Below are 24,762 nucleotides of genomic sequence, written 5' to 3'. Positions count from 1 at the left end.
GACGCAGACGCCAGTCTCGTGGCGGCACGCTGCCCGTCGCCCCCCTAGCCGGCCCCCTAGCGCCTCCCTGACTTCGACGTGGACCGCGTCCGGACGTCGAGTGGTGGGCCGGTTGCGCCGCCCGGCGGATAGCGTGCGGATCCGGGCGCGTCACCGGCGCCCCGCGCACACGGCCCGGTCCCGGGCGGCGAAGGAGGAGCGCATGACCTCGACGGTGCGGCAGATAGATGTCGCCCTGGGTGAGCGGGCCTACCAGGTCTCGATCGGCAGTGGCGTTCGCCATCTCCTCCCCGAGGTGGTCGCCGGCACTGGTGCCCGGCGGGCCGTGGTGGTCTCGGCCCGGCCCCCGGAGTGGACCGTCGACCCGGGCGTGCCGTGGCTCCTGGTGCCCGCCCGCGACGGCGAGGCGCACAAGACACTGGAGACGGTCGGCGAGCTCTGCCGGCAGTTCGCCCGCTTCGAGCTGACCCGGTCCGACGTGGTGGTCTCCTGCGGCGGCGGCACCACCACCGACATGGTCGGGTTGGCGGCGGCGATGTTCCACCGCGGGGTGCCCGTCATCCACCTGCCGACGACGCTCCTGGCCCAGGTCGACGCCAGCGTGGGTGGCAAGACCGCGGTCAACCTGCCCGAGGGCAAGAACCTGGTGGGGGCCTACTGGCAGCCGCTCGCGGTCCTCTGCGACGTCGACTACCTGCGGACGCTGCCACCACGCGAGTGGACCAACGGCTACGGTGAGATCGCCCGTTGCCACTTCATCGGCGGCGGCGACCTACGCGGCCTCGACGTGACCGCGCAGATCGCGGCGAGCGTCTCCCGCAAGGCGGCGATCGTGGCCGCCGACGAGCGCGACGCCGGCCTCCGGCACATCCTCAACTACGGTCACACGCTGGGGCACGCCATCGAACGCGCCACCGGCTACACCTGGCGACACGGTGAGACGGTCGCGGTCGGCACCGTCTTCGCGGGCCGGCTGGCCGGCGCGCTCGGCCGCATCGCCCCGCCCCGGGTGCGCGAGCACGTCGAGGTGGTGCGCCACTACGGGCTTCCGGAGGCACTGCCGACCGGGGTGGACGTCGCCCAGTTGATCTCCCTGATGCGCCTCGACAAGAAGGCGACGACCGGGGGCCTGGCATTCGTCCTGGACGGCCCGCGCGGGCCCGAACTCGTCCCCGACGTGGACGAGCGCGCCGTACGCGACGTGCTCGACGGCATGCCCCGCGCCGAACTGCCGGCGGAGTCAGGCGCGACGGGCCAGCAGGACCGCGCCGTGCAGGGACGATAGCCCGCCGAGCGCGGCGGCGCGGACCTCGGGTGCCGGCACGCCGGGCCGGCTGAGGTCCCGGACGTGGCGCGCCACCGTGGGCACGTACCCGGCGGTGGCGGCGGCGAAGCCTCCGCCGATCACCACGGTCGCCGGACGCATCAGTTCGCTCACCGAGGTGATGGCCACGGCGAGCGCGGCGGCCCCGTCGTCGACCGCCGCCACCGCCCAGGGTGCGCGGCGGCCCAGGCCGTCGTGGAGCTCCGCCGCGTCGACCGGCGCGCGCCGCAGCGTGGCGGCCGCCCGCAGGACCGCGGGCCCGGAGGCGTACGCCTGCACGCACCCGCGCCGGCCGCAGACGCAGACGCGGCCGGCGCGGTCCACCACGACATGGCCGAGTTCGCAGGATCCACGGTCGAGGCCGGGCACGAGCCGCCCCTGCCAGACGAGACCGCCGCCGATGCCGGTGCCGACACCGACGTAGAGCAGATCGGCCACCTCGGCCACGGCCGCCTCGGCCAGGGCCGCCAGCTCGCCGTCGTCGGCCCAGGTCACCCGGGCCCGCGGGAACAGGTCACGCATCACCGACCGCACGTCGACGCCGGCCCAGCCCGGACGGCTGGGCCAGGTCAGCACGCGCCCGGCGTCGTCGACGGCGGCCGGCAGCGCCACGCCCACCGACGTGACCGGCTCGGGCCATCGGTCGCGCACGTCCCGGACGTGCCGGGCGAGGACCGCCAGGTCCGCTTCGGCGGTGCCCGGCGCCGGCCAGGACACGACCGTCTCGTGGCGGAACGACGGGTCCCGCTCCATCCGGAGGGCGACCTTGGTGCCTCCGATGTCGATGCCCAGGTATGAGATGGTGACCCCCCGCGGCGCCCCGCCGCCGAGATCCGGCGACGTCCCTCCGATGTGGACGCGGATACTCTAGGCACCGGCGGCGTGACCGGGCGCGACCCGGCACCCAGCGCCCAGTAATTGCCCTCGCGATCCTTGCATAGACGACAAATATCGTGATCGACGCGCAAGCGTGCAAGCCGACGAGGATTGTGACGGTTCGACCGGCCCGGGAAACGCCGGCGAAACACCGACGTGACCCGGCGACCGTCAACGGGACTCCGACGTGCCCCGGGAGCAGGGGCTTTGCCCTGCAGTTACCTCCCAGTGGCAACGTCCGGCGCAAGGTCCACCACACGTTGCTACCGTTTCCCGCGACTTCTTTGCGTGACGAAGCAACCCTTCTCCGTGAGATGGCGACCAACCGGGGGCCGTAGATGCATCTGATCGAGCGCGAAAGACAAATCCTCCTCCTCGATCAACTGGCACGTCGCGCCTGGGCCGGACACGGCCAGGCGACCCTAGTGACCGGAGCGCCGGCGACCGGCCGCAGCGCGCTGGTCCACGCCTTCAGCGAGCGGGCGGCCGATGCGGGCGCGCTCGTGCTCGGCGCGGTCTGCGATCGCTCCGAGCGTTCCCTGACCTGCGGAATGCTGCACCAGCTCATGCAGCACCCGGCTCTCGAGGCGCACGCCGACACCATCGCCGCCCTGCTCACGAAGGCCGCCTCGCACGAAGGTGGCGACCGGAGCAGTCCGCACCCGGAGATCCTGTGGATCTTCCAGCAGCTGTGGCTGATCCTGCGCCGGCAGGCCGAGGAGCAACCGGTTCTCCTCACGGTGGACGACGTCGCCCACGCCGACGACGTGTCGCTCGACTTCCTTCAACAGGTGGTGCGCCGGCTGCCCACCGCCCGGGTCCTCCTGGTCCTGACCGACACCGAACCGGCGCCCACCCGGTCGGTGTTCCACCTGGCGCTCGACCGGCAGTTGCACGTGCACCGGATCGACCTGGCGCCCCTGTCACCGGAGGGCGTCGCCACCGCCGTACGGCTCGGCGTCGGCGACCGGCGCGCCGACCACCTCGCCACCGAGGTCTACGAACTCACCGGCGGCAACCCCCTCCTGCTGCGCGCCCTGCTCGACGGGCCGGAGGACCCCGACGACCGGCTGGACCGGTACGGCCGCGCGCTGCTCGGCTGCCTGCACCGCGGTGATCCCACGCTCTGGGCGGTGGCACGCGCCGTGGCGGTCCTCGGTGACGGCACGACGACCCGAGCCCTCCACGACCTCGTCGACGCCGATCCACGGGCGGTGGACGGCGCGCTGCGCGCCATGACGGCTGCCGGGCTGATGCGCGAGGGCGCCTTCCGGCACGAGAGCGCGAGAGAAGCCCTCCTCGACCACATACCCGCCGACGAGCGCACCCGGCTCCAGGAGCGCGCCGCGCACGTCCTCTTCGACGGCGGGGCGCCGGCGTCCACGGTGGCTCCCCTCCTGGTGTCGGCCGGCACCGCGCCGCCGCCCTGGGCCACGCCGATCCTCGTCGAGGCCGCCGAGCAGGCCGTCGCCGTCGACGACCGGCAGGCCGCCGTCAGCGCCCTGGAGTGCGCCCTGCGCGGCACGCCCCCGCCACCGCAGGCCGCCTCGCTGCGGGTCCGGCTGGCACAGATCGAGTGGGAAACGGATCCCGCCGCCGGGGCGCGGCACCTCGACCCGCTGCGTACCGCGCTGCGTGACGCGCAGCTCGACCATCGGGAAAGGTTCACGCTGGTCAAGCGTCTGCTGTGGAGCGGCCGGGTCGCCGAGGCCACCGACGCGTTGAACCTGATCCGCTCGGACGCCCACCGCGACCCGGGCGCCGTGGTGGAACTGCGCGACCTGGAGCAGTGGCTGGCGTACGTGGCGCCGGCCCTGGCCCGGCACCCCGCCGGCCCGGCCCCGCAGGACGGCGACGCGTTCCCGCTGCGCCGGATGACCGACCCCTGGCTGCACGCCACCGCGGCGACGATCGCACCGCTGGTCAACGGCCGTACCGCGGACGCCGCTGACCGGGCCGCCCAGACGCTGCAAGACCTCGAACTGGGCCGGCTCACCGGGTGGGAGGACGAGGCCGCGCTCGTCGCGCTCCGCGCCCTCTGTCGGGCCGACCGGGTCCAGAGCGCGTTGCGGTGGTGCGACCGGCTCCGCCGCCGAACCGACGCGCGCTCGCACCGCACGATGAACGCCGTGCTCACCGCCGCGTACGCGGACATCTGCCTCGAACTGGGCGATCTGACCGCGGCGGTCACCAACGCCGAGGCCGCACTCGACCAGCTCACCACGCGGGCCTGGGGCCTGGCGGCAGGTCTGCCGCTGTCGACCCTCGTGCTCGCCCTCTCCCGCCTCGGCCAGTTCGACGAGGCCGGCGCGCTGCTCGCACGACCGGTTCCCGAGGCGATGTTCCAGACCCGCTACGGCCTCCTCTATCTGTTCGCCCGCGGGCAGTACCGGATGGCGGTGCGGCACCACCACGCCGCCCTGGCCGACTTCCTGTCCTGCGCTGAGATGGTGCGTGGCTGGGGTCTGGACGCCGCCGGGATCGTGCCGTGGCGTACCAGCGCGGCGGAGGCGTGGCTGCGCCTGGGCAACCACGACCAGGCACGGCGGCTGGCCGGTGACGAGCTGTCCCGGACCGGCACCGGGGCGCGCAACCGGGGCGCCGCGCTGCGGGTGCTCGCCGCCGCTGGTCCGGCCGAGCGGCGTCCGCAGCTGCTGTCCGAGTCGCTCGAGCTCTCGGAGAGCTGCGACGACCGCTACCAGCAGGCCCTCACCCTGGCGGACCTCGCCACCGCCTACCACCTGCTCGACCGCAACCGCCGGGCGCGGGTGGTGTTCCGCCGCGCCATCCACATGGCACTCGTCTGTGAGGCCGACCCGTTGCACCGCGAACTGCTCGCCGTGGGGCACGGCCTCGGCGAGGCGACCGGCACGCCGGAACGGTGCGACCAGCTCGACGAGTTGACCGATTCCGAGCGACGGGTCGCCGCCCTCGCGGCCATGGGCTACACGAACCGCGAGATCGCCCGCAAGCTCTTCGTGACGGCCAGCACCGTGGAGCAGCACCTCACCCGGGTCTACCGGAAGCTGAAGATCTCGCACCGGCGAGAGCTGCCCAGCGAGCTGACCTGGCACGCGGGCGTCAAACCGCGGGCTTCGGCGAGTTGACCACGCCGGGGCGACGCGCGCCGGCCATCACCGGGGCGACCCGCCTGTACGCGGTGCTCGGCGACCCGGTCACCCAGGTGAAGGCGCCGGGGATGCTCAACGCGATGTTCGACGCGCACGGCCATCCGGGCGTCCTCGTGCCGGTGCACGTCGACGCGGCCGGGTTGCCGGCCGTCATGGCGGGCCTGCGGGCGATCCGCAACCTGGACGGCATCCTGGTGACCGTGCCGCACAAGGCCGACGTCCTCCGGTTCGCCGATCACCTCAGCGCCACCGTCGAGGTGTCCGGGACCGCGAACGCGCTGCGCCGGGAACCCGACGGCACCTGGTCGGCGGACAACTTCGACGGCAGCGGTTTCGTGGCCGGGTTGCGGGCGGCCGGGCACCGGGTCTCCGGCCGGACCGTCAGCATCGTCGGCGCGGGTGGGGCGGGCAGCGCCATCGCCGTCGCCGTCCTCGACGCCGGCGCGGCGCGTGTGTGGGTGTCCGATGTGGATCCGGTCCGGCTCGACCGGTTGCTGCGCCGGCTCGACGGCGGATGGCCGGGACGCACCGCGGGCAGCCCGGCGCCGCGACTGGCCGACGCGGACGTCGCCGTCAACGCGACCCCGCTCGGGATGCGGGCGACGGATCCGCTGCCCCTGGATCCGAGCGCGTTGCGCGCCGGCACGGTGGTCGTCGACATCGTGATGCAGCCGCCCGAGACCGCGCTGCTGCGGGCGGCGAGGACGCGGGGGCATCCGGTCCAGCCGGGCCTGCCCATGCTGCGCCACCAGCTCGACTCGTACCGCCGGTTCTTCCGGATCGGCGCCGGTCCGGCGGCGGAGATGTAGGGGACTGTCACGGGTGTCTCCGGGTGAATTCCGCGTTCTACCTTGCGGTGATCCCCCCGGGCCATGCACTGCCACCACTGTCGAGAAGGAGTCCCGGAGAATGCATACCAGACGCGCAATCCTGCGAGCGGGCGCCGGTTTCGCCGCCGCCAGCTCCGCCCTCGGCCCGCTGGCTGTGGGAGGCGGATACGGCGGCAGCGCGTGGCAGCGCCTGCGCCAGCGCCTGCAGGGCGATCTCGTCCTCCCGACCGACGAGAGCTACGCCGCGGCGAAACAGTTGCAGTACGCGGAGTTCGACGCCATCAACCCCACCGCCATCGCCTACTGCGAGACGGCCGCCGACGTGCAGAACTGCGTGGTGTTCGCGCGCAAGAACGGGGTCGGGGTCCGGGTCCGCAGCGGCGGTCACGCGGTGCTGGGCTGGTCGACGGGGCCGGGCCTGGTCATCGACGTCACCCGGATCGAGCACGCGACCGTCACCGGCGACACGGTGCACATCGGTCCCGGTCTGGAGGCCATCGACGCCCTGCACAAGCTCAGCACGACGGGCCGGCAGGTGGTGACCGGCACCTGCCCGACGGTGTGCCCCGGCGGATTCCTCACCGGCGGCGGGATCGGCCTGCAGACCCGCAAGTTCGGCATCGGCAGTGACCGCCTCGTCTCCGCCCAGGTGGTGCTCGCCGACGGCAGGCTGGTGCGGGCCTCGGCCACCACCGAGCCGGACCTCTACTGGGCCCTGCGCGGCGGAGGTGGTGGAAACTTCGGCATCGTCGTCGACTTCGAGGTCCGCCCGATCGACGCCCCGCGCATGGTCTTCTTCTCGTTGACGTGGGGCTGGGAGCTGGCGAAGAAGGTGATTCGTGGCTGGCAGCCCTGGTCGGTGGCCGCGTCGACGAACCTGGGGTCGCAGTTGCAGGTCTTCATGCTCGACTCGGCCCCGGGCAACAGTCCGGCCGTGATCGTCAGTGGCGGCTACTTCGGCCCGAAGTCGGAGCTCGACGCGGCGCTGGCCGACCTGCGCGCCCGGGTCGGGGTCGAGCCGGAGGCGGCGGTGGTCACCGACGGGACCTACCAGCAGGGCATGACGGCCATCTACGGCTGTGCCGACCTGACCACGAGCCAGTGTCACCGCGAGGGTCTCAACCCCGACGCCGTGCTGCCGCGCAGCGGCTTCCTCCGCGAGCAGTACCGATACTTCGACCGATCGTTCACCGAGGCGGAGGTCGACACCCTGCTCGCCGTCTACGACCGCGACCGGCGGGCCGGTCAACTCCGCGCCCTGCACGCCATGTCCCTCGGCGGCGTGGCCAACCAGGTGCCGGCGAACGCCACCGCCTACGTGCACCGGACCGCGCAGTTCATCGTCGGGCTGGCGTCGGAGGCCATGGAGCCCGATCCGTCCCTGCCCGCGGCGGTGGAGCGCTTCGCCGCGGACGCGGCGGCGTTCCTGGACCCGCCCGGCACCGGCGCCTACGTCAACTTCCCCGGGGCCACGCTGCCGGATTGGCCGGGCCAGTACTACGGCGTCAACTACCCGCGTCTCGTGCGGGTCAAGCGGCGCTACGACCCGGACAACTTCTTCCAGCACGGGCGCAGCATCGGCTCGGCCGCCGGCTGAGGACCGATCCACCCTTCGGCGACGGGCCGCGGTCCGCCGCCGAAGGCGCTGGGGACGACGACACCTTCCGCGCCGCGTCGGGCACGCCCGGGCGGCAGGGACATCCGGCCCCGGTCACGCGTCACCGCGCTCGCGCGCCGGCCATGCGTCCACCGCACCGCGCGGCGGCGCCCCGGCACCGCCGCGCGCGGGTCGTTCCGACGCGCCCGCACCCCGCCCTCCTCACGCCCGCACGACGGCGGAAGCCGCGAGCGCCAGCGGGGCGGTGGCGCCCGACAGACCCGAGCCGAGCGCCGTCCGCAGGGCACGGCTCGCCGCCGCCGCACGCAGTGGGGGCACCCCGAGCAGTCGCTGGGTCCGGCGGGCGTGCTCGAACAGCCAGTAGGTCATCAGCGGCCCCTCGATCTCCCGCCGCTCGGTGACCAACCGGCGCAGCCGGGCCGCGTAGTCGCACCAGATGGGCCGTGCCGTGGGATCCAGTGCGGCGAGATCGGCCAGCTCGAGGATCTGGGCCGCTTCCGCGTCGGCCCGCCGCGCCACCTCGACCCGGATCGGGGCGGCGACGTCACGGCTCCACTCCTGCCAACCCAGGAACAGGAAGGACGAGCGGACCGGCGCCGGCATCGGCTCCGTCACCAGGCGCATCAGCAGCCCGGCCGTGCCGAGGTCGTCGGCGGCGCCGAGCGCGCCGGTGACGCGAAGTTCGTGGCTGAACGCGTCGGCCAGCTCGGACAGGGCCCACGACGCGTCGGCCTGCGAAAGGGTCAGCTCTTCACGATTCACGGTTTCACGCCTTAGCGGAGAGAAGGGGCACAGGGCGTACCGGCCGGCCGAGGAAAGGCTACGACGCCCGACCGGACGCCGATCCGGCCGACCGCACAATAGGGAGGGGGTAGGGCCCCCGGTGGGGTCCGGCCAGGCACCTCAGCTGTGCGGCACGGGAAAGGTGGTGAGATCATCCTCGGCGAGGTCCGCGTCCCGATATCCCAGCCGGGTGCCGGCCCGACGGAGCCGGTCCCCGCCCAGGTACGGGTAGGCGGCGGGGGCCGCGCCCACGGTGCCGGGCACGACGAGCCGCACCACCCGCAGGCCGGCCGCCGCCGCCTCCGGGGTGGTCAGGTCCACGGACACGACCGGATGACCGGACGCGCGCACGCGGTCGAGGAGCCTCCCGTCGGGCGGCGTGGTCGGCAGATCCGACCAACTGCCGGCCGGGAGGTCCCAGGCCCACCGCGCGACCCGGTCCGCCGCCCGCGGGTCCAGGTGCGCCTGCAGATGACAGATCTGCTCCACCACGTCGCCGTGGTCGGCGCGGTAGGAGTCGAGGTATCGGCGGTCGGCCCGCCAGGGTTTGAGCGGTGACCGACGCCCGGGCGTCGGGACGACCGTGCGGGGGTCGCTCAACGTCTGGCAGCTCAGCTGTAACGTGTACGCCTCCGCCAGCGCCTTGGCCGCAGCCGTGTACGGGTCGGGGTGCGCCGCGGTCCCGTAGGTGAGCCAGCCCTCCGTCCCGTCGCGGACACCGGCCGCCAGCACCGGCATGCCGAACTCGGTCGGCAGGGCCAGCAGCCGGACCTCGAAACCCCGGCGGGCACCCGCGAGCCGCGCCCGCAGCGCGCCGGGTACGGGTAACGCCGGCAGAGCGGCCGCCTGTGCCCACCAGCAGGCCGCCGCGTCCCGCTCCACCACCTCCCGCAGGCCGGACTCGACCGCGTCGGGGTAGGTGGTCCCGGCCGCGATGCCGCCGATGGCGGGAAACGCGTAGCGCGGCTCGGGGTGTGGGCGCGGCATCCGCCGCCAGCCGGCGTACACGAGGAACGCCGGCACCAGGACGGTCTCGCCGGTGTCGGGCGCGTGCCCCACCACCCAGTGCGCGGGCGAGTCGATCCCGAAGGGCTCGAACGGAAAGCCCTCGGTGGCGTACTGCCGGTCGGAGTAGAGCGCCAGCTCGCGCGGGTCCACGCACCGCAGCCCCACGCCGGTCAGCGATTGGTAGCTGCCGTGGCGCAGCCGGCCGGGAGCGGGCGGCGCCGCGCCCGCCACCCGTTCGACGGCCTCCGCCCGCGCCGCGAGCACCGCCCGCGCCGGATCGTCCCAGGAGGTGCCGAACGACTGCCGGTCGGCGAGCCAGGGCAGGTCGTGGGCGCGGTCGGCCAGGTCGGTGACGGCCAGCGTCAAGCGGGGTGGGAGGCCACCGGGACCGCGAAACACGCGGGTGCGGGTGGAGACGCCCGGCTGCGCGTCGAGCGCGGGGCCGGGTGGCGGGCCGGAGCCCCGCTCCGCGCGATCGGCGTCGCGTGGAGCGGGGCCGGCGCCCGTCGGCGCCACCACGTCAGTCGGTGTACGCGGCCACGCAGTTGTTGACGACGAACTGCTCGGTGTCCACGTCGAGGTAGCTCGCCACGCAGTTGTTCACGACGAACTGCTCGGCGTCCTCCTCCAGGTAGGCCGCGACGCAGTTGTTCACGATGACCTTGTCTTCCATGTCGCTCTCCCTCTGCCGTTCGAACCCGTCACCCCAGCGGTGCGGGCGCGCCGGGACGGCTGTCCGTCCCGGCCCCGACGACCGGTGGCCCGGTCGCACGGGAGACTTGGTGGTGGCGGACGACCAGGGCCGCGCCCAACCCGGCCGCGGTGCCGAGCACGGCGCATCCGCTCCACAGCGCCCCGGAGCCCCAGCGGTCCAGGACCAGCCCGCCGGCCGCCGGGCCGATGAACGCCGCGACCGACCAGGACAGCCCGTACGTCGCCTGGTAACGGCCGCGCTGTGGCAGGGGCGCCCGGTCGGCGGTGACGGCGCTGCCGATCGGGGCCTGGAGGATCTCACCGACCGTCCAGACGACCGTCGCGGCCGCGTACGCGGCAAAGCCGTCCGCGAACGCGGTGAACCCGAGCCCCCACCCGACCAGCACGCCCGCGACGATGAGCACCGCCGGCCGGGAGCGTCGCGCGGCCAGCGTGCTGAGCGGGATCTGCAGCGCGACGACCAGGACCCCGTTGACGACGTTGAGCATGCTGTAGGCGGCCGCCGAGTGGCCGTCGCGGGTCATCACGATCGGCAGCCCGACCGCGTGTTGCTCGAACACGGCTGCGAAGACCAGGGTCATGAGCACGAAGACGAGGAACGAACGGTCCCGGACGATGCCGGGCGCGCGGCGGCCCGGGACTGCGGCGGCCGGGCCGCGGGCGGGGTGGGTCTCGGGCACCTTGGCGAGGACGACGAGCGCGCACAGCAGCGTCGCGGCGGCGTCCGCGAGGAAGAGCAGGGTGTAGCCCCGCCCGACCAGCAGACCGGCGAGCACGGCGGAGACCGAGATGCCCGCGTTCAGCGCCCAGTAGTTGAGGGCGAAGGCCCGCTGCCGGTCGGCGGCCGGGACGAGGTCGACCAGGGACGCCTGCGCCGCCGGGCGTACGGAGGCGCTGCCCAGGCCGACCGCGAACGCGGCCAGCGAGACCGCGAGGTGCCCCTCGAACAGCCCGAGCAGGGCCATGCTGATCGCGGTCCAGAGGTGCCCGGCGACCATCGTGCGCCGCCGGCCGATCTGATCGGCCAGCACCCCACCGGTGGTGATGCCCACGATGCCGCCGAGCCCGAGCAACGCGGCGACCAGGCCCGCCGAGGCGGCGGAGTAGCCACGGCCGAGGGTGAGCGACAGGATCAGCAACGGGCCGGCGAACGCGCCCATCCAGTTGACCAGGATGCTGCACCAGATCCACCAGAAGGCAGCGGGCAGCCCGGCGACCGCGCCGGGTAGGCGCAGGCCGTGGCCGGCGGGCGGCGTCACGTCGGCGGGGTGGGCCGGGCGCCACCCTGGGGCAGCCGGAAGCGGGGTCGGTCGGGCGCACCGGAGTCGAGGTCGGCGGCGAGCTTCTCCAACAGGCCGGGTTCGGACACCGCGCGGGTGAGAACGGTACGCAGCTCCGCGTACCAGCGCTCGCCGTCGGTGAACCGAGGCAGGTCCCGGCGCAGGACCGGCTCGTCGGCGGCGAGTCGCGCGAGCAGGCGGCGCAGCAGGTCGGCGGTGGACGGCAGCCGCGCGCTCAGGCTCAGGTGTGCGGACGGGCTGCCGGGGATCGCCTTCACCGTGTGCCACCAGCCGCGCGGCAGGTAGAGGAGGTCGCCGCGCTCGACCAGCCCGGACCAGGCCACGTCCGACTTCGACGGCGGCGGCGGGTCGCTCAGGACACCGACCGGGTGTGCGATCGTCGGAGCGTACACGTCCCAGTGCTTGGCGCCCTCGCACTGCAGAACGATGACGTCGTGGTCGTCCCAGTGGGTGTGGAACCCCGGCTCGGCGCCGCCGAGGTTGACGTAGAGGTTGGCCTGGACGAGACAGCGGAGGCTGCGCTCGACGGCCGCGACGAGTTCGCGCAGCGGTGCGTGCAGTTCCTCGGCCCCGTCGACGGCCAGGGTGGCGCCGGCTTCGAGGGCGGCTTGGAGGCGGTCGGGAACGAGCCGGCTGGGCCGGCCCCGCGGGGCGAGCTGTGGCACCGCCTCGGCGCACGACGCCAGCGAGACACCCTGCGAGGCGCGGACCAGATGCATGCGCGACGGGTCGGCCCGCTGGGCGGCGAGCGCCTCGTTGAGCACGTCCCAGCCGAACAGCGCGGTGAACCGCTCGTCGAGGCCCTTGACGAGCACCGGTTCGACGCCGAGACGGTCCCGCAGGAACGCGGTCTCGTCCAACGGCTTCAGCAGGCCGGCAAGGCCGTCCGCCGGCCGGCAGGGCGCAGCATCGGTCGCCACGACGTGCATGGTGGTCCTCCCCGTTGACGCGGCGTCGCGGGGCGCCGCGCTGGTTCGAGACTGACCGCCGCCGATCCGGAGCGTCAAGAGCAACCGCCGACAATGACCTGGTAATGGGCGGTCAGTGGGGCGTGGTGACAGTGGCCGCCGCGATCCGGTCGGCCGGGCCGACCGCGTCGCGCCAGGAACGATCAGCCCGGCGCCGCGGTGCTCTGCCGCACCGTGAGGCTGGTCGCCAGCTCGATGCCGGTGCTCGCCGTCCGGTCACCGCGTCCGAGGGCGAGCGCCAGCTCGGTCGCGGCCACCGCCATCTGGGCCAGCGGCTGGTGCACGGTGGTCAGCGGCGGGTCGACCAGCGCGGCGACGGGCAGGTCGTCGAAGCCGACCACGCTCAGCTCGACGGGGATCCGCAGCCCGAGTGCCCGCGCCGCGTGATAGACGCCGACCGCCTGGAGGTCGTTGCTGGCGAAGATCGCGGTCGGGCGGTCGCTGCGTCCGAGCAGACGCAGCGCGGCCGCGCGGCCGCCCTCGGCGGTCAGCTCGGCCCGCTCCACGAGGTCGGCGCCCACCGGCAGCTCGGCCGCCTCCAGCGCGGAGCGGTAGCCGTCGAGCCGCGCACGGCAGCACAGGATCCGGTCCCGGCCGACGATCATCGCGATCCGTCGGTGTCCCAACCGGATCAGGTGCCGGGTGGCCGCCCGGCCGCCCGCCCAGTTGGTCGCCCCGACGAAGGGGACGTCGTCGGGCAGCTCGCCGGTGGGGTCGAAGACCACGAAGGGGATGCCCCGGGCACGCAACTGGTCGCGCTGCTCGCTCGACAACTGGGCCACCGAGATGACGCAGTCCGGGCGGCGGGCGAGCGTGTCGTCGATCCAGTAGCGGACCGCGCCGCGCTCCGGACCGAACTCGGTCAGCACGACGCCCACCCGGTTCTCCCGGGCGGCCTGCTCCACACCGCGGATGACCTCGACGCCCCACATGTGTTCCAGCCGGTCGAAGACGAGTTCCACCAGGTTGGTGCGAGTGGACGACGGTGGCCTCCGGTATCCGAACCGGGTGATCAACGCCTCGACCCGGGCCCGCGTCTCCGAGGCCACACCGGAGCGGCCGTTGATCACCTTCGACACGGTCGGGATCGACACCCCGGCGGTCCGCGCGATGTAGGAGATCGTCACCGGCCGGCCCGGCGCGGCCGCCGCCCCGTCCGACTCGGTGAGTGACACCCTGACTCCCTCCACGCCGGCGCCCGCCGCGGCGCTCCTCGCCGCCCCTCGACCAGCAGGTCGCGACTGGTACGTGCGCGCCGGCTCGTCCGGCGGCGACGGGGGCCGGGAGGCACCCTTCCGCGACCCGTTCCAGGCGCTGGAGAAGGCCGCGGCGGGTGACCGCATCCACGTCGCCGAGGGCGAGTACGCCGGCCGCCTGCGCTCCGGCGCCTGGCGCATCCCGGTCACGCACCTGACGATGCTCGGCGGCTACCGGGCCGACTTCGCGACGAGAGACCCCTGGCGTCATGCCGTGCGGTTCGTGCTGGATCCGCAGACGAGAGCCAAGGGTGTTCCGGGCGACCCCGTGCTGACCGTCGAGGACTCCTGCGACGGCCTGGTGCTCGACGGCTTCGTCTTCGACGGCTCCACCTACAACATCTACACCGACAGCGGCGCCCTCGACCCCGCCGGCTCGCACTCCGCGGCCCTGCTGGACCTGCGGGCCGGCAGCGGCACGATCGAGGTGCGCAACTGCACGTTCACCAACGCGGCCTACGGGGCGGTGCAGATCAGCGGCGGCTCCGGCGTGTTCCACAACAACGTGGTGGTCAACACGAGCGGCACGGCCGTCCGGGTGCGGACGACCGGCGCCGGGCCCTGGGTGGTGCGGGACAACACGCTCCTGTTCGCCGCCGACCCGACCGGCCGGGCGTCGACCGGGCAGTCGACGAGCGGATGCCTGCTCGAGGTCGGCGGGCGGGCGCTGGTGCGGGTCGAGTCCAACGTGCTCGGCTTCGCCGACGGGGTCGGGGTCCGGGTCGCCCTCGCCGGGCAGAACCTCCGGCTCGACGGCAACGTCGTCACCGCCAACCGGTACGCCGACGTCGTCGACGGGCGCACCGTCCTGATCGAGCCCACCGGCTGGGAACGGGCGGTCCAGGACGCCCCGTTCGGATCGCTCGACGGCAACCGAGGTGTCCTCCCGGCCCTGCCGGTCGACCCGACGTTCGCCCGCGCGGCCGTCGACCGCCTGGCGCTGCTCCCCGCCGCCCTGCCGACCGACCTCCTGCGCGCCGCCGCGACCAGCCTCGGTGTCGCGTACCGGTCCGATTCGGACGAGCCGGCCGTCGTGGCCCCGCCGGCCGCCACGCCCGCCGGGGAGTCGTCGGTCTCGGACCTGCTCGCCGGGCTGGGTCGGGCACGAGCGGACTTCGAGGCGAGGGAGACGGGTGCCACGGCGACGCCGGCTGTCGTGTACTGCCCGGTCCATCCGGTGCAGGCCGCCCTGGACCTGGCGGTCGGCGCGCCCCCCGGCCAGGTCGGCGCCCGCGCGCTGGCGGTCGCGGAGCACTGAGCCGGCACGATCGGCCGGGCCCCCGGACCGACCTGGACGGCACGGTGGGGGGCCCGGACCTTCCGGCCCGGCGCGGGCGCGCGGACGAACCGGCGTCGTAGCCGTTCCCGGTCGGCCCACCGCGATCTTGACCGCCCGACCGTCCGACCCTATCGTGAAGTTGAACGTGTTCAAGGCGGCGTCGGGCGAGGGGTGCCATGAAGATCGTCATTCCCGGTGGCACCGGGCAGGTCGGCATGCTCCTGGATCGGGCGTGGACCGCCGAGGGCCACGACGTGGTGCTGCTGACCCGCTCGCCGAAGGGCCCGCGCCAGACCCACTGGGACGGTCGCACGCTGGGCGACTGGGCCGAGCGGATCGACGGCTGCGACGTGGTCGTCAATCTGGCCGGCCGCAGCGTGAGCTGCCGGTACACCCCGTCGAACCTCGACGCCATGATGCGCTCACGGGTCGAGTCGACCCGCGTCGTCGGCGAGGCCGTCGCCCGCGCGGCCCGACCGCCCCGGGTGTGGCTGCAGATGAGCACCGCGACGATCTACGCGCACCGCCTCGACGCCGCGAACGACGAGCACGGCGGCCTGATCGGCGGCGACGAGCGCGGCGTGCCCGACTACTGGGCCTACAGCGTCGAGATCGCCCGGAACTGGGAGGCCGAGCAGGAGCGCGCGGCGACGCCGCACACCCGCAAGGTCGCACTGCGCTCGGCCATGGTGATGAGTCCCGACCGCGGCGGCGTGTTCGACGTGCTGAGCCGGCTCGCCCGACTCGGCCTCGGCGGCCCGGTCGCCGGCGGCGGGCAGTACGTCTCGTGGATCCACGACCGGGACTTCGTCGAGGCCGTCCGGTTCCTCATCACCCGCGACGACCTCGCCGGGGCCGTGAACCTCGCCGCACCGGAGCCGCTGCCCCAGCGCGATCTCATGCGCGCGCTCCGGTCCGCCTGGCGAATGCCGGTGGGTCTGCCGGCCACCGAATGGATGGCCGAGGTCGGCGCGTTCGTGATGCGGTCCGACACCGAACTGCTGCTGAAGAGCCGCCGGGTCACCCCCGGGCGGCTGACCGCGGCCGGATTCACGTTCGCCCATCCACGGTGGCCGGCCGCGGCCGCGGACCTGGTGGCACGACGCCGCCGCGCCTGAACGGAGGACCGGTCAGCAACCGAGCCGCCTGCCGGAGAGCGCGATGTCGTCGATCCACAGGTCGAACCCGGCGGGCGTCGTGCCGCCCTGGTAGAGCTGCCAGCCGATCTTGATGGTGTCGACAGTCGGCAGGACGAAGGGCACGTCGTTGCCGCCGTGCTCGTACGTGGACGCGGTCAGCTCCGGGTTCGCCACACCGTCGATCCACGTCGCGACGCGGTTGTCCGTCGCGTCGATCCGCCACTCGACGCACCGCCAGGCGTCCTCGGTGACCGGAGCGGACGGACGCCAGTCGGTCCAGTCGCCGGTCGGGCCGCCGTCGGCGCCGACACCCCAGAAAATCCCGGGGACGGTGGGCGCGTACTGGCCGCCGACCGGGCGGACGACCTCCGCGCTGCCGGCGCCGGTCAGCTCCACCAGCGTGAAGTGCGCCCAGTCCGGGGCGGTGGGGAACGCGTCGACGCGCAGCCGCATCCGGCCGTAGAACCGGTTGCCCGGGGCGGCGAAGTCGTCGACGCGCAGGAAGGCGCGGCCGTTGTCGACGGTGTGGACGTGCAGCACCTGGTTGCCGCGGCGGGACCGCTCGACGGTGAGCGTGCCGTGGCGGGTGTCGACGCCTCAGTCCAGCGTGCGGGGTCCGCCGAGCGGGAGTCGCTCGAAGTCCTCGCAGAACAGCAGGCCCCCGCCGCACGAGCGCGGGGAGGCGCTCGAAGCGCCGGCCGGGGCGCTACCGGCCGCGACGCCCAGGAGCAGGGCGGCGGTGAGGGCCGCGAGGAAACTGCGCATGGTCGTCCTCCAGGACGGCTGGTTCCCGGCCACCCGGGCCGGGCCGGCGAGACGTCCCGGCCAGCCGGTGTGGCGGTGCCCACGGTCGCACCGCACCGGCTCGGTCGACCCCCGCGCCGCGGCGACCCGAGCCATTCCAACACGACCAACCTGTATCGAGCAACATCTATCTTAGTCGGCGGCACCGGCGTACCGGACGCCGCGCCGCCCGACCGGCGACGAACTCCGCGTCGACGCGCCCACCGGTCCCCGAGCCGGCCGATCAGGGGCTGGCGCGGGAGAGGTTGCCAGGGTCAGGCGTACCGTCCAGCCGTCCCGGACGCCGCCGGCCACCCGGGTGATTGAGCAGGTCACGGCCAGGGTAGAGGCCCTCCCCGAAGATCAGTCGGCGGCCGGTACCGGTCCGCCCCGGCAACGAGGGGTACCACCGGTGCGGACCTGGGGACGCGACGCCGTCGCGCGGTTGCGGAGCGACGGAATGACCGTGGTCGAGCTGACCGCCGCCGCCGCAGTCGCCTGGATCCTGGCGGCGCTGGTGATCCGTCACCCGGACCCGTTCTACGCCCCGACCGCCGCGCTCGTCGTGCTCGGCGAGTCCCGGGGGCGACGGCTACGGCAGACCGTCGAGATCCTGCTCGCGGTGGCCGCCGCCGTGCTCGTCGCGGAACTGCTGGTGTACGCGCTGGGCCCCGGCACCGGCACGGTCCTGCTGGTGCTCGTGCTGACCACCACGACGCTCGTGGTGATCGGGGCCCGCCGCGCCCTGGTCGTGCAGGCCACCGTCTCGGCCATGTACCTGGTCGTGGTCGCCGCGCCGCACGGGACGCTGATGCCGTTCCGCTTCGTCGACGCGCTCATCGGCGGCGTGGTGGCGCTGGCGGCCACCCAGGTGATGGCCGCCCGCGACCCGCTGGCGCCGCTGGTGGCACAGGCCCGGCGCAGCTACGCCGACCTGGCCGACCTGCTCGATGAGGTGAGCGCGGCGCTGCGGAGCTGCGACGAGGACGCCGCCCGCGCCGCGCTGGAGCAGGCCCGGAAGGTCGACGACTGCGTCGCCGAGATGCAGGCCGCCGTGCTCGCCACCGGTGAGACGCTGCGGCTGGGACTGCGCCGCCGGCACCTGGGCAAGCTCGTCGAGGTGGAGGCGACGCTGCGACAGCTCGACTACGCCGCCCGCAACATCCGGGTGCTGGCACGTGCCGGGGTGACCCTGACCCGCCGGCACACCGCGACGCCGCCGGAGCTGGCCGCCGCGATCGGCGCGCTGACCACCCCCGTACGGTCGGCCGGGGAGGCGCTGGCCATCGACCTCGGCGGCGCCGACGCCGACCGGCACGCGCAGCAGGCCGACGCGGCGGCCCTGGAGGCGGTCGGGATCGCCGCCGGCCTGTTGCGGTCCGATCCGCCGCTACCGGTCACCATGATCGTCGGGCAGATCCGGGCGACCGCGATCGACCTGCTACGCGGCGTCGGCCACGACGACGTGACGGTGCTGGACCGGGTGGACGAGGCGCTCGGCCTGAGCCGGGCCTGACGCACCGTCAGCCTGACGCCCGCTCACTTCCCTCCGCTGTCGGCGTCGGCGAGCAGTCGGGCGGCCAGGGCGCGTATCTCGCCCCTGAGTTCGTCCGGTCGGTCGATCCGGAACGGCCAGCCGAGCCCGGCGAGCATCTGTGCCGCGCCGTCGAGCCGCTCGACTCGGGTGGTGAGGCGCACTCCGTCCGGCACCTCGGTGAGGGTGCCGACCGACGGCGGGAGCCGTCGCCGCGCCTGCGCGAGGCTGGTGTGCAGGACCACGGAGATGTCGTGCGCGTACGGCACGGCCGCCAGGCCGGCAAGCACCTGCGTGGTGGGGTCGAAACCGGCCGGGACGTCGAACCCGCCCGGGGCGGGGCGGGCCGCCCCGATGCGGTCCATCCGGAAGGTCCGTACGGCCCGGCGGTGGTGGTCGTGGCCGGTGACGTACCACCGGCCGGCGTGGAAGACCAGCCCGTACGGGTCGAGCTGTCGCTCGCCGGACCGGCCGCGCCAGGTGGTGTAGGTGATGCTCACCGGTTGCTGGTGTCGGGCCGCCTCGGCGAGCACCAGCAGCACCTCGATGCCGGGCGGGGCGGGTTCTCGGACCGGTGCGGTGAAGTCCACGGCGCCCAGCAGCGAATCGATCCGTCGGGCGAGGACGGCCGGCAGGACCCGGCGGATCTTCGCGGTCGCGCTCTCGGCCGCCGCGCCCTCGGCGGTGACCAGCCCCGCCCGGGCGGCGGCGACGAGCCCGAGCATGACGGCGACCGCCTCCTCGTCGGTGAGCATGAGGGGCGGCAGCTTGTATCCGGGCGCGAGCCGGTACCCGCCGTAGCGACCGCGCCGGGCCTCGACCGGGATGCCGAGGTCGGCGAGGTGCGTGGCGTAGCGGCGTACCGTGCGCTCGTCGACGCCCAGCCGACCGGCCAGGTCGGCGACCGTGAAGCCGCCACCGGCCTGGAGTATCTCCAACAGCGCCAGGACACGCGCGGTGGGCCGGGCCAAGATCTGACTCCTATTCCGGGCGGAATCTGTCCGGTATTGATCGTAGCGTGTCACGCATGACGACCTTCGTACTGGTTCCCGGCTTCTGGCTCGGCGCGTGGGCCTGGCGCCCGGTCACCGCCGCCCTGCGCGAACACGGCCACGACGTGTACCCGCTGAGCCTGACCGGCATGGGCGAGCGCGCCCACCTGGCCCGCCCGGACACCGACCTCGACGTCCACGTCACCGACGTGGTCAACCTGCTGCGCTACGAGGACCTGCACGACGTGGTCCTCGTCGGGCACAGCTACGCCGGCGCGGTCGTGACGACCGCCGCCGCCGACCGCATGACCGATCGCATCGCCCAACTGGTCTTCGTCGACACCGGTCCACTGCCCGACGGGGCGGCGAACGAGGACTTCAGCCCGCCCCACGAGCGTGACCGCAACGCGGCGGCGGTCGCCGAACACGGCGACGGCTGGCGGCTGCCGCCCCCGCCGTGGGCCGACCTGGCGGCGGGAGCGGCAGATGTGGATGAATCGGTCGTCGCGCTACTCGCTGAGCGGTCGGTGGCCCAACCGTGGGCGACCGCCACCAGCCCGGTTCGGCTCACCGGCGCGTGGGAGAAGCTGCCCCGCCTCGGCGTGCTGTCGAGTTTCACCGTCGCGCAGGCACGCGCGATGGCCGACACGGCGCCGCTGTGCCGGCACATGGCCGGCGACCCGTGGCGGTACGAGGAACTGCCGACGTGGCACTGGCCGATGCTCAGCCGACCGGTCGAGCTGGCCCGGATCCTGCGCCAGGCCGGATCGGCGGCGTAGCCCGCGGTGCCGGGCGACCTCGCATCGAGGTTGCCCGGCACTCCCCGGACGGGTGGGCCCGACGCCGCGCAGCGCGCATCGTCCACTTACGGACACCGCGGGTCGCCCACCAGCTCACGGAGCCGGCACCCACCATCGCCCAACTGTCACAACGCCGTCACAACGAGTGTCGGGGCCCTCCGCCGGTGGTTGCCTTCCCCTGTCCGGCGACACCACCGCCGGCTGACGAAGGGATTCGGGCGATGGGGCTGTTTGCACGAACACGCGGGGCGACCCGCAGACTGACCGGCGTCACGGCGCTGGCGGTGCTGGTCGCGGTGGGCGGATCCGCCGCGACGGCGTCCGCGGCACCCTCCGCCACCAGCCTCAAGGCGTGGCAGGCGGAGATCACGAACGTCGCGCACCCGGCGGCGAGGGGATGCTTCACCGCCGACTATCCCCGACTGGCCTGGCAGAGGTCCGAATGTGTCTCCGCGCCGGCGATCCCGATGACCCCCAAGCGCCTCATCCGCCCGCTGGTGGTGGGCAACGGCAACGACATCTCCGCCCAGGCGCCGAGCGGATTCATCTCCGAGTCGTCCGGCACGTTCGAGAACATCGTGAACGTGACGAGTGAGAGCTCGCCCATCGCCAACGCCGGGGCGCCCGTCGCCAACGCCTACACCCTCCAGATCAACACCGACTTCTTCGCCAGCACCGCCTGCGCCGGGTCACCCAACGCCGGCTGCCGGGGCTGGCAGCAGTTCGTCTACGCCAACAACGGCTCCAGCGGCCAGGTGTTCATCCAGTACTGGCTCCTGCAGTACAACGCGGCGTGTCCGGCCGGCGGCTGGACCCAGTTCTCGTTCACCGGCGACCCCGACATCTACTGCTACCGCAACAGCCCCACCGCGGCCGCCGTCCCCAACCAGCCGATCACCAACCTGGGCGCGCTGCGGCTGACCGGCACGGTCAGCGCGACGAGCGACAGCGCCACGCTGTTCGTCGGCGCGACCGCCTACACCGCGACGGGTTCCAACTCCGTCAACGCGGCGGCCGGCTGGACCACGTCCGAGTTCAACGTGTTCGGCTACGGCGGCAACAGCGACGGCGGGGGCGCGGCCACCTTCAACGCCGGCGCGTCGCTGAACGTCCGGACGAGAATCACCTACGGCGGCACCGCCGCGCCCATCTGCGCGGCCCAGGGCTTCACCGGCGAGACCAACAACCTCAACTTCGGCTCGCCCGCACCGGCCGCCACCGCGCCCGGCCCGGCCGTCGTCTTCGTGGAGAACACCACGGGTGGCGCGGCGACCAACTGCGCGGCGGCCTCCGTCCTCGGCGACACCCACCAGCACACGTTCGCCGGCCTGCTCTACGACTTCCAGGCCGCCGGCGACTTCGTCGAGGCGCAGGCCGGCACCGGCTTCGAGGTGCAGACCCGCAAGGCGTCGGGCGCGCCCACCTGGCCCAACGCCTCCGTCGACCGCTCCGTCGCCACGCGGATGGGCAGCACCAAGGTGGCCCTGTGCGACGGCAAGAGCCTCGTGGTGGACGGCCGGACCAGGGACCTCCCGTCCGACGGCGCCCTGCACCTGCCCTCCGGGGTGGACATCCACCGGATCGGCAACGTCTACGTGGTCACCGACGCCACCGGCAACAGCATCCGGGTCACGGTCAACAGCGGCTACATCGACGTGTCGGTCGGCCTCGGCACCTATCCGACACCGGTGGTCGGCCTGCTCGGCAATCCCGACGGCGACCCCAAGCGGCTCGCCGCCAAGGACGGCACACAGTACGCCGTACCGCTCTCCTTCACCGACCTCTACCAGCGCTTCGGCGCCAGTTGGCGGGTGAACCCGATCCGGACCCTGCTGGCACCCTGCGGCGCGGTCTCCGCCGGCGACCCGTCCGCGCCGTTCTTCGCCCGCGACCTGGGTGAGGACCTTCGCAAGCGGGCGGAGGCCACCTGCCTGGAGTACAAGGTCCGGCAGGAGTGGCTCGACGCCTGCACGCTCGACGTCGCGGTCGTCGGCGGCCGGGCCGCCCTGACGTACGTCGGCCTGGTGCCGCCGGTGGTCAACGGGAACCGGTGACGCCGGACACGGCGACGTGACCGGGATCCGGGGACGGCCCACGCCCGACGGGCCGTTCCCGGACCCGCGACCGCGCCACGACCCTCCCCGACGGTGGTGTCTTGACAGGGGCGACACGATGCAGGCGTGAGCCTCCCCGTCGGTCGTCCGCCGTACCCCGATGGTCGCGCCGCGCCGTCGAGGCGGGGCGGTCCGGTGTGGTGGGCCACGGCCGGCATCCTGGTCGCGGTTGCGGTGGTGGTCGTCGTGCCCATCGGCTTCGTCTGGACGCACACGACCCACGACCACGACCAAGAGATCGAGAGTTCGCCGATCCGCGAGGTGACCGAGAGCGCGTGCGCCACGATGAGCGCCACCGTGGCGGCGAAGGCCGCACCGCCCGGCGCGCCGGTCGAGGCACAGGCGCGCGCGATCCGGGAGCAGGACGCGGCGGTGACCGTGATGGTCGCGCGGGTGCGTGAGCTGGATCGCGACCTGCGGGCGGACGACCGCCCGACCAACGCGTGGCTGGCCGACTGGGAGACCCTCGTCGAGGCCCGCGAGCGGCATGCCGCCGACCTCGCCGCCGGCCGCCGCCCGCACTTCGTGATACCGACCGCCGACGGCAAGCCGATCACCGGCCGGATGAACTCGGTCGGGCTGAGCTGCACCGTCCCGCCGCAGCTCGTCGACCTCCGGTAACCGGTGAGGGCTCACCCCTGTCGGGCGCGCGCGCCGACCTCCACCACCTTCGCCCGGTTGGCCCCGTCCGCCACCGCACACCCCCTCAAGCATCCTAGGACATTGGGCCGGTGGCCGGCACCGATGCCCGCGACATCTCCTGCATCCGCACAGCCCGACCACCGCGCCCGGCAACCGGACGGTGGAGGCCGTCGGCAGGCCGGCGGTAATCCGCTCGTCGTGTTCCCCGCCGGCTGTTAGCGTCGCGGGATGTTCGCCACCGACCGGGTCCGGCTGCGTCCGCCCACGCCCGACGACGCGCCGAACATGTTCCGCCTCGACGGTGATCCCGAGCTGCACCTGGTCACCGACGACGGTCCGTTCCTGCCGCGCCACGTCGGCCAGGTCCGGGCCGGGCTGGAGAAGCAGGTCGCCGATCCGCCCGACGGCGACAAGGCGGTCTCACTGCTGGCCGAGACCGTCGACGGCGGCACCTTCCTCGGCGGCTGCGCGCTGTGGGGCATCAACACGTTCAACGGGTACGCCCACCTCGGCATCTCGCTGCTGCGGGAGGCACGCGGCCAGGGATACGGGACCGAGGTGGTCCGGCTGCTCTGCCGGTACGGCTTCCGCAACCGCAACCTCCGCCGCCTGGAGATCGAGACGCTGGCCGGCAACACGGCGATGCGGCGCACCGCCGAGCGATGCGGCTTCATCCATGAAGGCACCCAACGGGAGCGCGAGTACGACGGCGACGCCTTCGCGGACCTGGTGAGCTACGGCCTGCTCCGGCGGGACTGGACGCCGTAGCCGGCCGGCGCGCGGCCGGGTCTCCGCGGCCCGGGTGGCAGGATCGCCGCCGTGGACGAGATCGAAGCTGCCATGCACGAGGTCGGGCGGGCGTTCGTCGCGGGTCTCACCCAGCCCGGATCGATGCACGCCGTCCTGGCACACCACAGGACGCAGAGCCAGACGTACGACGAAGCGGGCGACCCGGCGCGGATCGGCCGGTGGAGCGGCGACCTCGACGCCCAGATGGACGTCCTGACGCGCCGGATCCCGCGCGACGGGAGCACCGCGGGCGTGTGCGTCGTCGAGGTGTCCGGCGACGGATCGGGGCACTACGCGGTCAGTTGCTCCGGCGAGCTGCCGTCGCTGCCGACCCGGGTCGTGCTCGACGACTCGTACCGCTACCCGAACCATCCGCGTGCGGGCAGGCGGAGACCCGCGGCGGCGAGCAACGACGGGCGTCCGACGGATCCGGGTGTGCTCGCCGAGGTGCGGGGCCTGGTGGCCGAGTTCAGGGAGCACCACCTCCGGCTGCGCGGCGAGCCACCGCGGTTCGAGCCCGGCTACCGCGAGGCGGAGATCCTCGCGGTCGAGGAGCAGCTCGGCGTACGCCTGCCGGAGGACGTTCGGGCGCTCTATCGGACGATCCACGACGACGGCTTCGAGTCCGGTCTCCTCGGCCGGTTCAGCCCGGCTCCGCTGGACCAACTCCTCGCCTGGTACCAGCGGGGTGAGCCCGGCTCCTACGGGTGGAACGACGACGTGTTCGCCGCGGACCCATGGTCTTCGAGACCCACCCACACGGACATGTCCGCCGGCCGACTCGCTGACCCGGATCCGCGGCGCGACGCACCCGGCGGCACGCCATCACACCGTGCGAGGCGCCGCCTGACGGGCCGGGGCCGCCGATGACTTTTCGCACG

General features: G+C 73.8%; 22 protein-coding genes. 12 read left to right on the top strand and 10 right to left on the bottom strand.

Features of this window, described 5'->3' with window-relative positions:
• The first annotated feature begins 202 nt into the window (after window positions 1-202).
• Window positions 203-1,285 carry a 3-dehydroquinate synthase family protein gene (locus tag O7618_RS06590; protein ID WP_278105075.1) on the top strand — a complete coding sequence of 361 codons (1,083 nt, stop codon included), beginning with the start codon at window positions 203-205 and terminating at the stop codon, window positions 1,283-1,285.
• Here O7618_RS06590 and O7618_RS06585 read toward each other — a convergent pair.
• A complete protein-coding gene (locus tag O7618_RS06585) occupies window positions 1,241-2,077 on the bottom strand; it encodes an ROK family protein (protein WP_278105074.1) in 837 nt (278 codons plus the stop codon). The genes O7618_RS06590 and O7618_RS06585 overlap by 45 nt on opposite strands.
• 461 nt (window positions 2,078-2,538) lie before the next feature.
• On the opposite strand from O7618_RS06585, the gene O7618_RS06580 reads away from it, so the two are divergent.
• From O7618_RS06580 to O7618_RS06570, 3 genes are all read left to right on the top strand, one after another.
• Window positions 2,539-5,307: a LuxR family transcriptional regulator gene (locus tag O7618_RS06580; protein WP_278105073.1), complete on the top strand. Its 2,769-nt coding sequence runs from the start codon at window positions 2,539-2,541 to the stop codon at window positions 5,305-5,307.
• Window positions 5,304-6,140, top strand: a complete 837-nt coding sequence (locus tag O7618_RS06575; RefSeq protein ID WP_278105072.1) for a shikimate dehydrogenase — start codon at window positions 5,304-5,306, stop codon at window positions 6,138-6,140. The genes O7618_RS06580 and O7618_RS06575 overlap by 4 nt, the downstream gene beginning before the upstream one ends.
• 100 nt (window positions 6,141-6,240) lie before the next feature.
• Window positions 6,241-7,758, top strand: a complete 1,518-nt coding sequence (locus O7618_RS06570) for an FAD-binding protein (protein ID WP_278105071.1) — start codon at window positions 6,241-6,243, stop codon at window positions 7,756-7,758.
• A gap of 222 nt (window positions 7,759-7,980) precedes the next feature.
• On the opposite strand, the gene O7618_RS06565 is transcribed toward O7618_RS06570, so the two are convergent.
• From O7618_RS06565 to O7618_RS06540, 6 genes are all read right to left on the bottom strand, one after another.
• Window positions 7,981-8,541 (bottom strand): hypothetical protein, encoded by a 561-nt coding sequence (locus tag O7618_RS06565; RefSeq protein WP_278105070.1) that lies wholly within the window; start codon window positions 8,539-8,541, stop codon window positions 7,981-7,983.
• A gap of 141 nt (window positions 8,542-8,682) precedes the next feature.
• Complete coding sequence (locus O7618_RS06560; protein ID WP_278105069.1) at window positions 8,683-10,089, bottom strand: YcaO-like family protein; 1,407 nt, start codon at window positions 10,087-10,089, stop codon at window positions 8,683-8,685.
• A 1-nt stretch (window position 10,090) separates the two neighbouring features.
• Complete coding sequence (locus O7618_RS06555; RefSeq protein WP_278105068.1) at window positions 10,091-10,243, bottom strand: hypothetical protein; 153 nt, start codon at window positions 10,241-10,243, stop codon at window positions 10,091-10,093.
• A 28-nt stretch (window positions 10,244-10,271) separates the two neighbouring features.
• Window positions 10,272-11,543, bottom strand: a complete 1,272-nt coding sequence (locus O7618_RS06550; protein WP_278105067.1) for an MFS transporter — start codon at window positions 11,541-11,543, stop codon at window positions 10,272-10,274.
• Complete coding sequence (locus O7618_RS06545) at window positions 11,540-12,505, bottom strand: cupin domain-containing protein (RefSeq protein ID WP_278105066.1); 966 nt, start codon at window positions 12,503-12,505, stop codon at window positions 11,540-11,542. Before O7618_RS06545 ends, O7618_RS06550 begins: the two co-directional genes overlap by 4 nt.
• 191 nt (window positions 12,506-12,696) lie before the next feature.
• Window positions 12,697-13,728 (bottom strand): LacI family DNA-binding transcriptional regulator, encoded by a 1,032-nt coding sequence (locus tag O7618_RS06540; protein ID WP_278105065.1) that lies wholly within the window; start codon window positions 13,726-13,728, stop codon window positions 12,697-12,699.
• Here O7618_RS06540 and O7618_RS06535 point away from each other — a divergent pair.
• Complete coding sequence (locus tag O7618_RS06535; protein WP_278105064.1) at window positions 13,718-15,067, top strand: right-handed parallel beta-helix repeat-containing protein; 1,350 nt, start codon at window positions 13,718-13,720, stop codon at window positions 15,065-15,067. The genes O7618_RS06540 and O7618_RS06535 overlap by 11 nt on opposite strands.
• Before the next feature lie 197 nt (window positions 15,068-15,264).
• Complete coding sequence (locus O7618_RS06530) at window positions 15,265-16,206, top strand: TIGR01777 family oxidoreductase (RefSeq protein WP_278105063.1); 942 nt, start codon at window positions 15,265-15,267, stop codon at window positions 16,204-16,206.
• Window positions 16,207-16,218: 12 nt separating this feature from the next.
• On the opposite strand, the gene O7618_RS06525 is transcribed toward O7618_RS06530, so the two are convergent.
• Window positions 16,219-16,767, bottom strand: a complete 549-nt coding sequence (locus tag O7618_RS06525; protein ID WP_278105062.1) for a hypothetical protein — start codon at window positions 16,765-16,767, stop codon at window positions 16,219-16,221.
• 57 nt (window positions 16,768-16,824) lie between these two features.
• Complete coding sequence (locus O7618_RS06520) at window positions 16,825-16,992, bottom strand: hypothetical protein (protein WP_278105061.1); 168 nt, start codon at window positions 16,990-16,992, stop codon at window positions 16,825-16,827.
• 478 nt (window positions 16,993-17,470) lie between these two features.
• Between O7618_RS06520 and O7618_RS06515 the strand changes: the two genes are divergently transcribed.
• Window positions 17,471-18,526, top strand: a complete 1,056-nt coding sequence (locus O7618_RS06515; protein WP_278105060.1) for an FUSC family protein — start codon at window positions 17,471-17,473, stop codon at window positions 18,524-18,526.
• A gap of 23 nt (window positions 18,527-18,549) precedes the next feature.
• Here the strand turns inward: O7618_RS06515 and O7618_RS06510 are convergent, their stop codons facing one another.
• Window positions 18,550-19,515 (bottom strand): YafY family protein, encoded by a 966-nt coding sequence (locus tag O7618_RS06510; RefSeq protein WP_278105059.1) that lies wholly within the window; start codon window positions 19,513-19,515, stop codon window positions 18,550-18,552.
• Between the two features lie 56 nt (window positions 19,516-19,571).
• On the opposite strand from O7618_RS06510, the gene O7618_RS06505 reads away from it, so the two are divergent.
• The 5 genes from O7618_RS06505 to O7618_RS06485 all read left to right on the top strand — a co-directional run bounded on the left by O7618_RS06505 (window position 19,572) and on the right by O7618_RS06485 (window position 24,751).
• Window positions 19,572-20,315: an alpha/beta fold hydrolase gene (locus O7618_RS06505; RefSeq protein WP_278105058.1), complete on the top strand. Its 744-nt coding sequence runs from the start codon at window positions 19,572-19,574 to the stop codon at window positions 20,313-20,315.
• A gap of 242 nt (window positions 20,316-20,557) precedes the next feature.
• On the top strand, window positions 20,558-22,390 hold the full coding sequence (locus O7618_RS06500) for a VWD domain-containing protein (RefSeq protein WP_278105057.1): 1,833 nt from the start codon (window positions 20,558-20,560) through the stop codon (window positions 22,388-22,390).
• Window positions 22,391-22,516: 126 nt separating this feature from the next.
• On the top strand, window positions 22,517-23,071 hold the full coding sequence (locus O7618_RS06495) for a hypothetical protein (RefSeq protein WP_278105056.1): 555 nt from the start codon (window positions 22,517-22,519) through the stop codon (window positions 23,069-23,071).
• Between the two features lie 249 nt (window positions 23,072-23,320).
• Window positions 23,321-23,860 carry a GNAT family protein gene (locus O7618_RS06490; RefSeq protein ID WP_278105055.1) on the top strand — a complete coding sequence of 180 codons (540 nt, stop codon included), beginning with the start codon at window positions 23,321-23,323 and terminating at the stop codon, window positions 23,858-23,860.
• 51 nt (window positions 23,861-23,911) lie between these two features.
• Window positions 23,912-24,751, top strand: coding sequence for an SMI1/KNR4 family protein (locus O7618_RS06485; protein WP_278105054.1), 840 nt, complete (start codon window positions 23,912-23,914; stop codon window positions 24,749-24,751).
• The last annotated feature ends 11 nt before the right edge of the window (window positions 24,752-24,762 follow it).

The organism is Micromonospora sp. WMMD980 (assembly GCF_029626035.1).
Taxonomy (GTDB): domain Bacteria; phylum Actinomycetota; class Actinomycetes; order Mycobacteriales; family Micromonosporaceae; genus Micromonospora.
This window is presented reverse-complemented; position numbering and strand designations above follow the sequence as displayed.

Coding starts and splice junctions, on each gene's coding strand:
- O7618_RS06585 (WP_278105074.1), bottom strand. CDS start 2,077: ATGGAGCGGGACCCGTCGTTCCGCCACGAGACGGTCGTGTCCTGGCCG.
- O7618_RS06520 (WP_278105061.1), bottom strand. CDS start 16,992: ATGCGCAGTTTCCTCGCGGCCCTCACCGCCGCCCTGCTCCTGGGCGTC.
- O7618_RS06570 (WP_278105071.1), top strand. CDS start 6,241: ATGCATACCAGACGCGCAATCCTGCGAGCGGGCGCCGGTTTCGCCGCC.
- O7618_RS06555 (WP_278105068.1), bottom strand. CDS start 10,243: ATGGAAGACAAGGTCATCGTGAACAACTGCGTCGCGGCCTACCTGGAG.
- O7618_RS06505 (WP_278105058.1), top strand. CDS start 19,572: ATGACGACCTTCGTACTGGTTCCCGGCTTCTGGCTCGGCGCGTGGGCC.
- O7618_RS06500 (WP_278105057.1), top strand. CDS start 20,558: ATGGGGCTGTTTGCACGAACACGCGGGGCGACCCGCAGACTGACCGGC.
- O7618_RS06590 (WP_278105075.1), top strand. CDS start 203: ATGACCTCGACGGTGCGGCAGATAGATGTCGCCCTGGGTGAGCGGGCC.
- O7618_RS06580 (WP_278105073.1), top strand. CDS start 2,539: ATGCATCTGATCGAGCGCGAAAGACAAATCCTCCTCCTCGATCAACTG.
- O7618_RS06515 (WP_278105060.1), top strand. CDS start 17,471: ATGACCGTGGTCGAGCTGACCGCCGCCGCCGCAGTCGCCTGGATCCTG.
- O7618_RS06490 (WP_278105055.1), top strand. CDS start 23,321: ATGTTCGCCACCGACCGGGTCCGGCTGCGTCCGCCCACGCCCGACGAC.
- O7618_RS06530 (WP_278105063.1), top strand. CDS start 15,265: ATGAAGATCGTCATTCCCGGTGGCACCGGGCAGGTCGGCATGCTCCTG.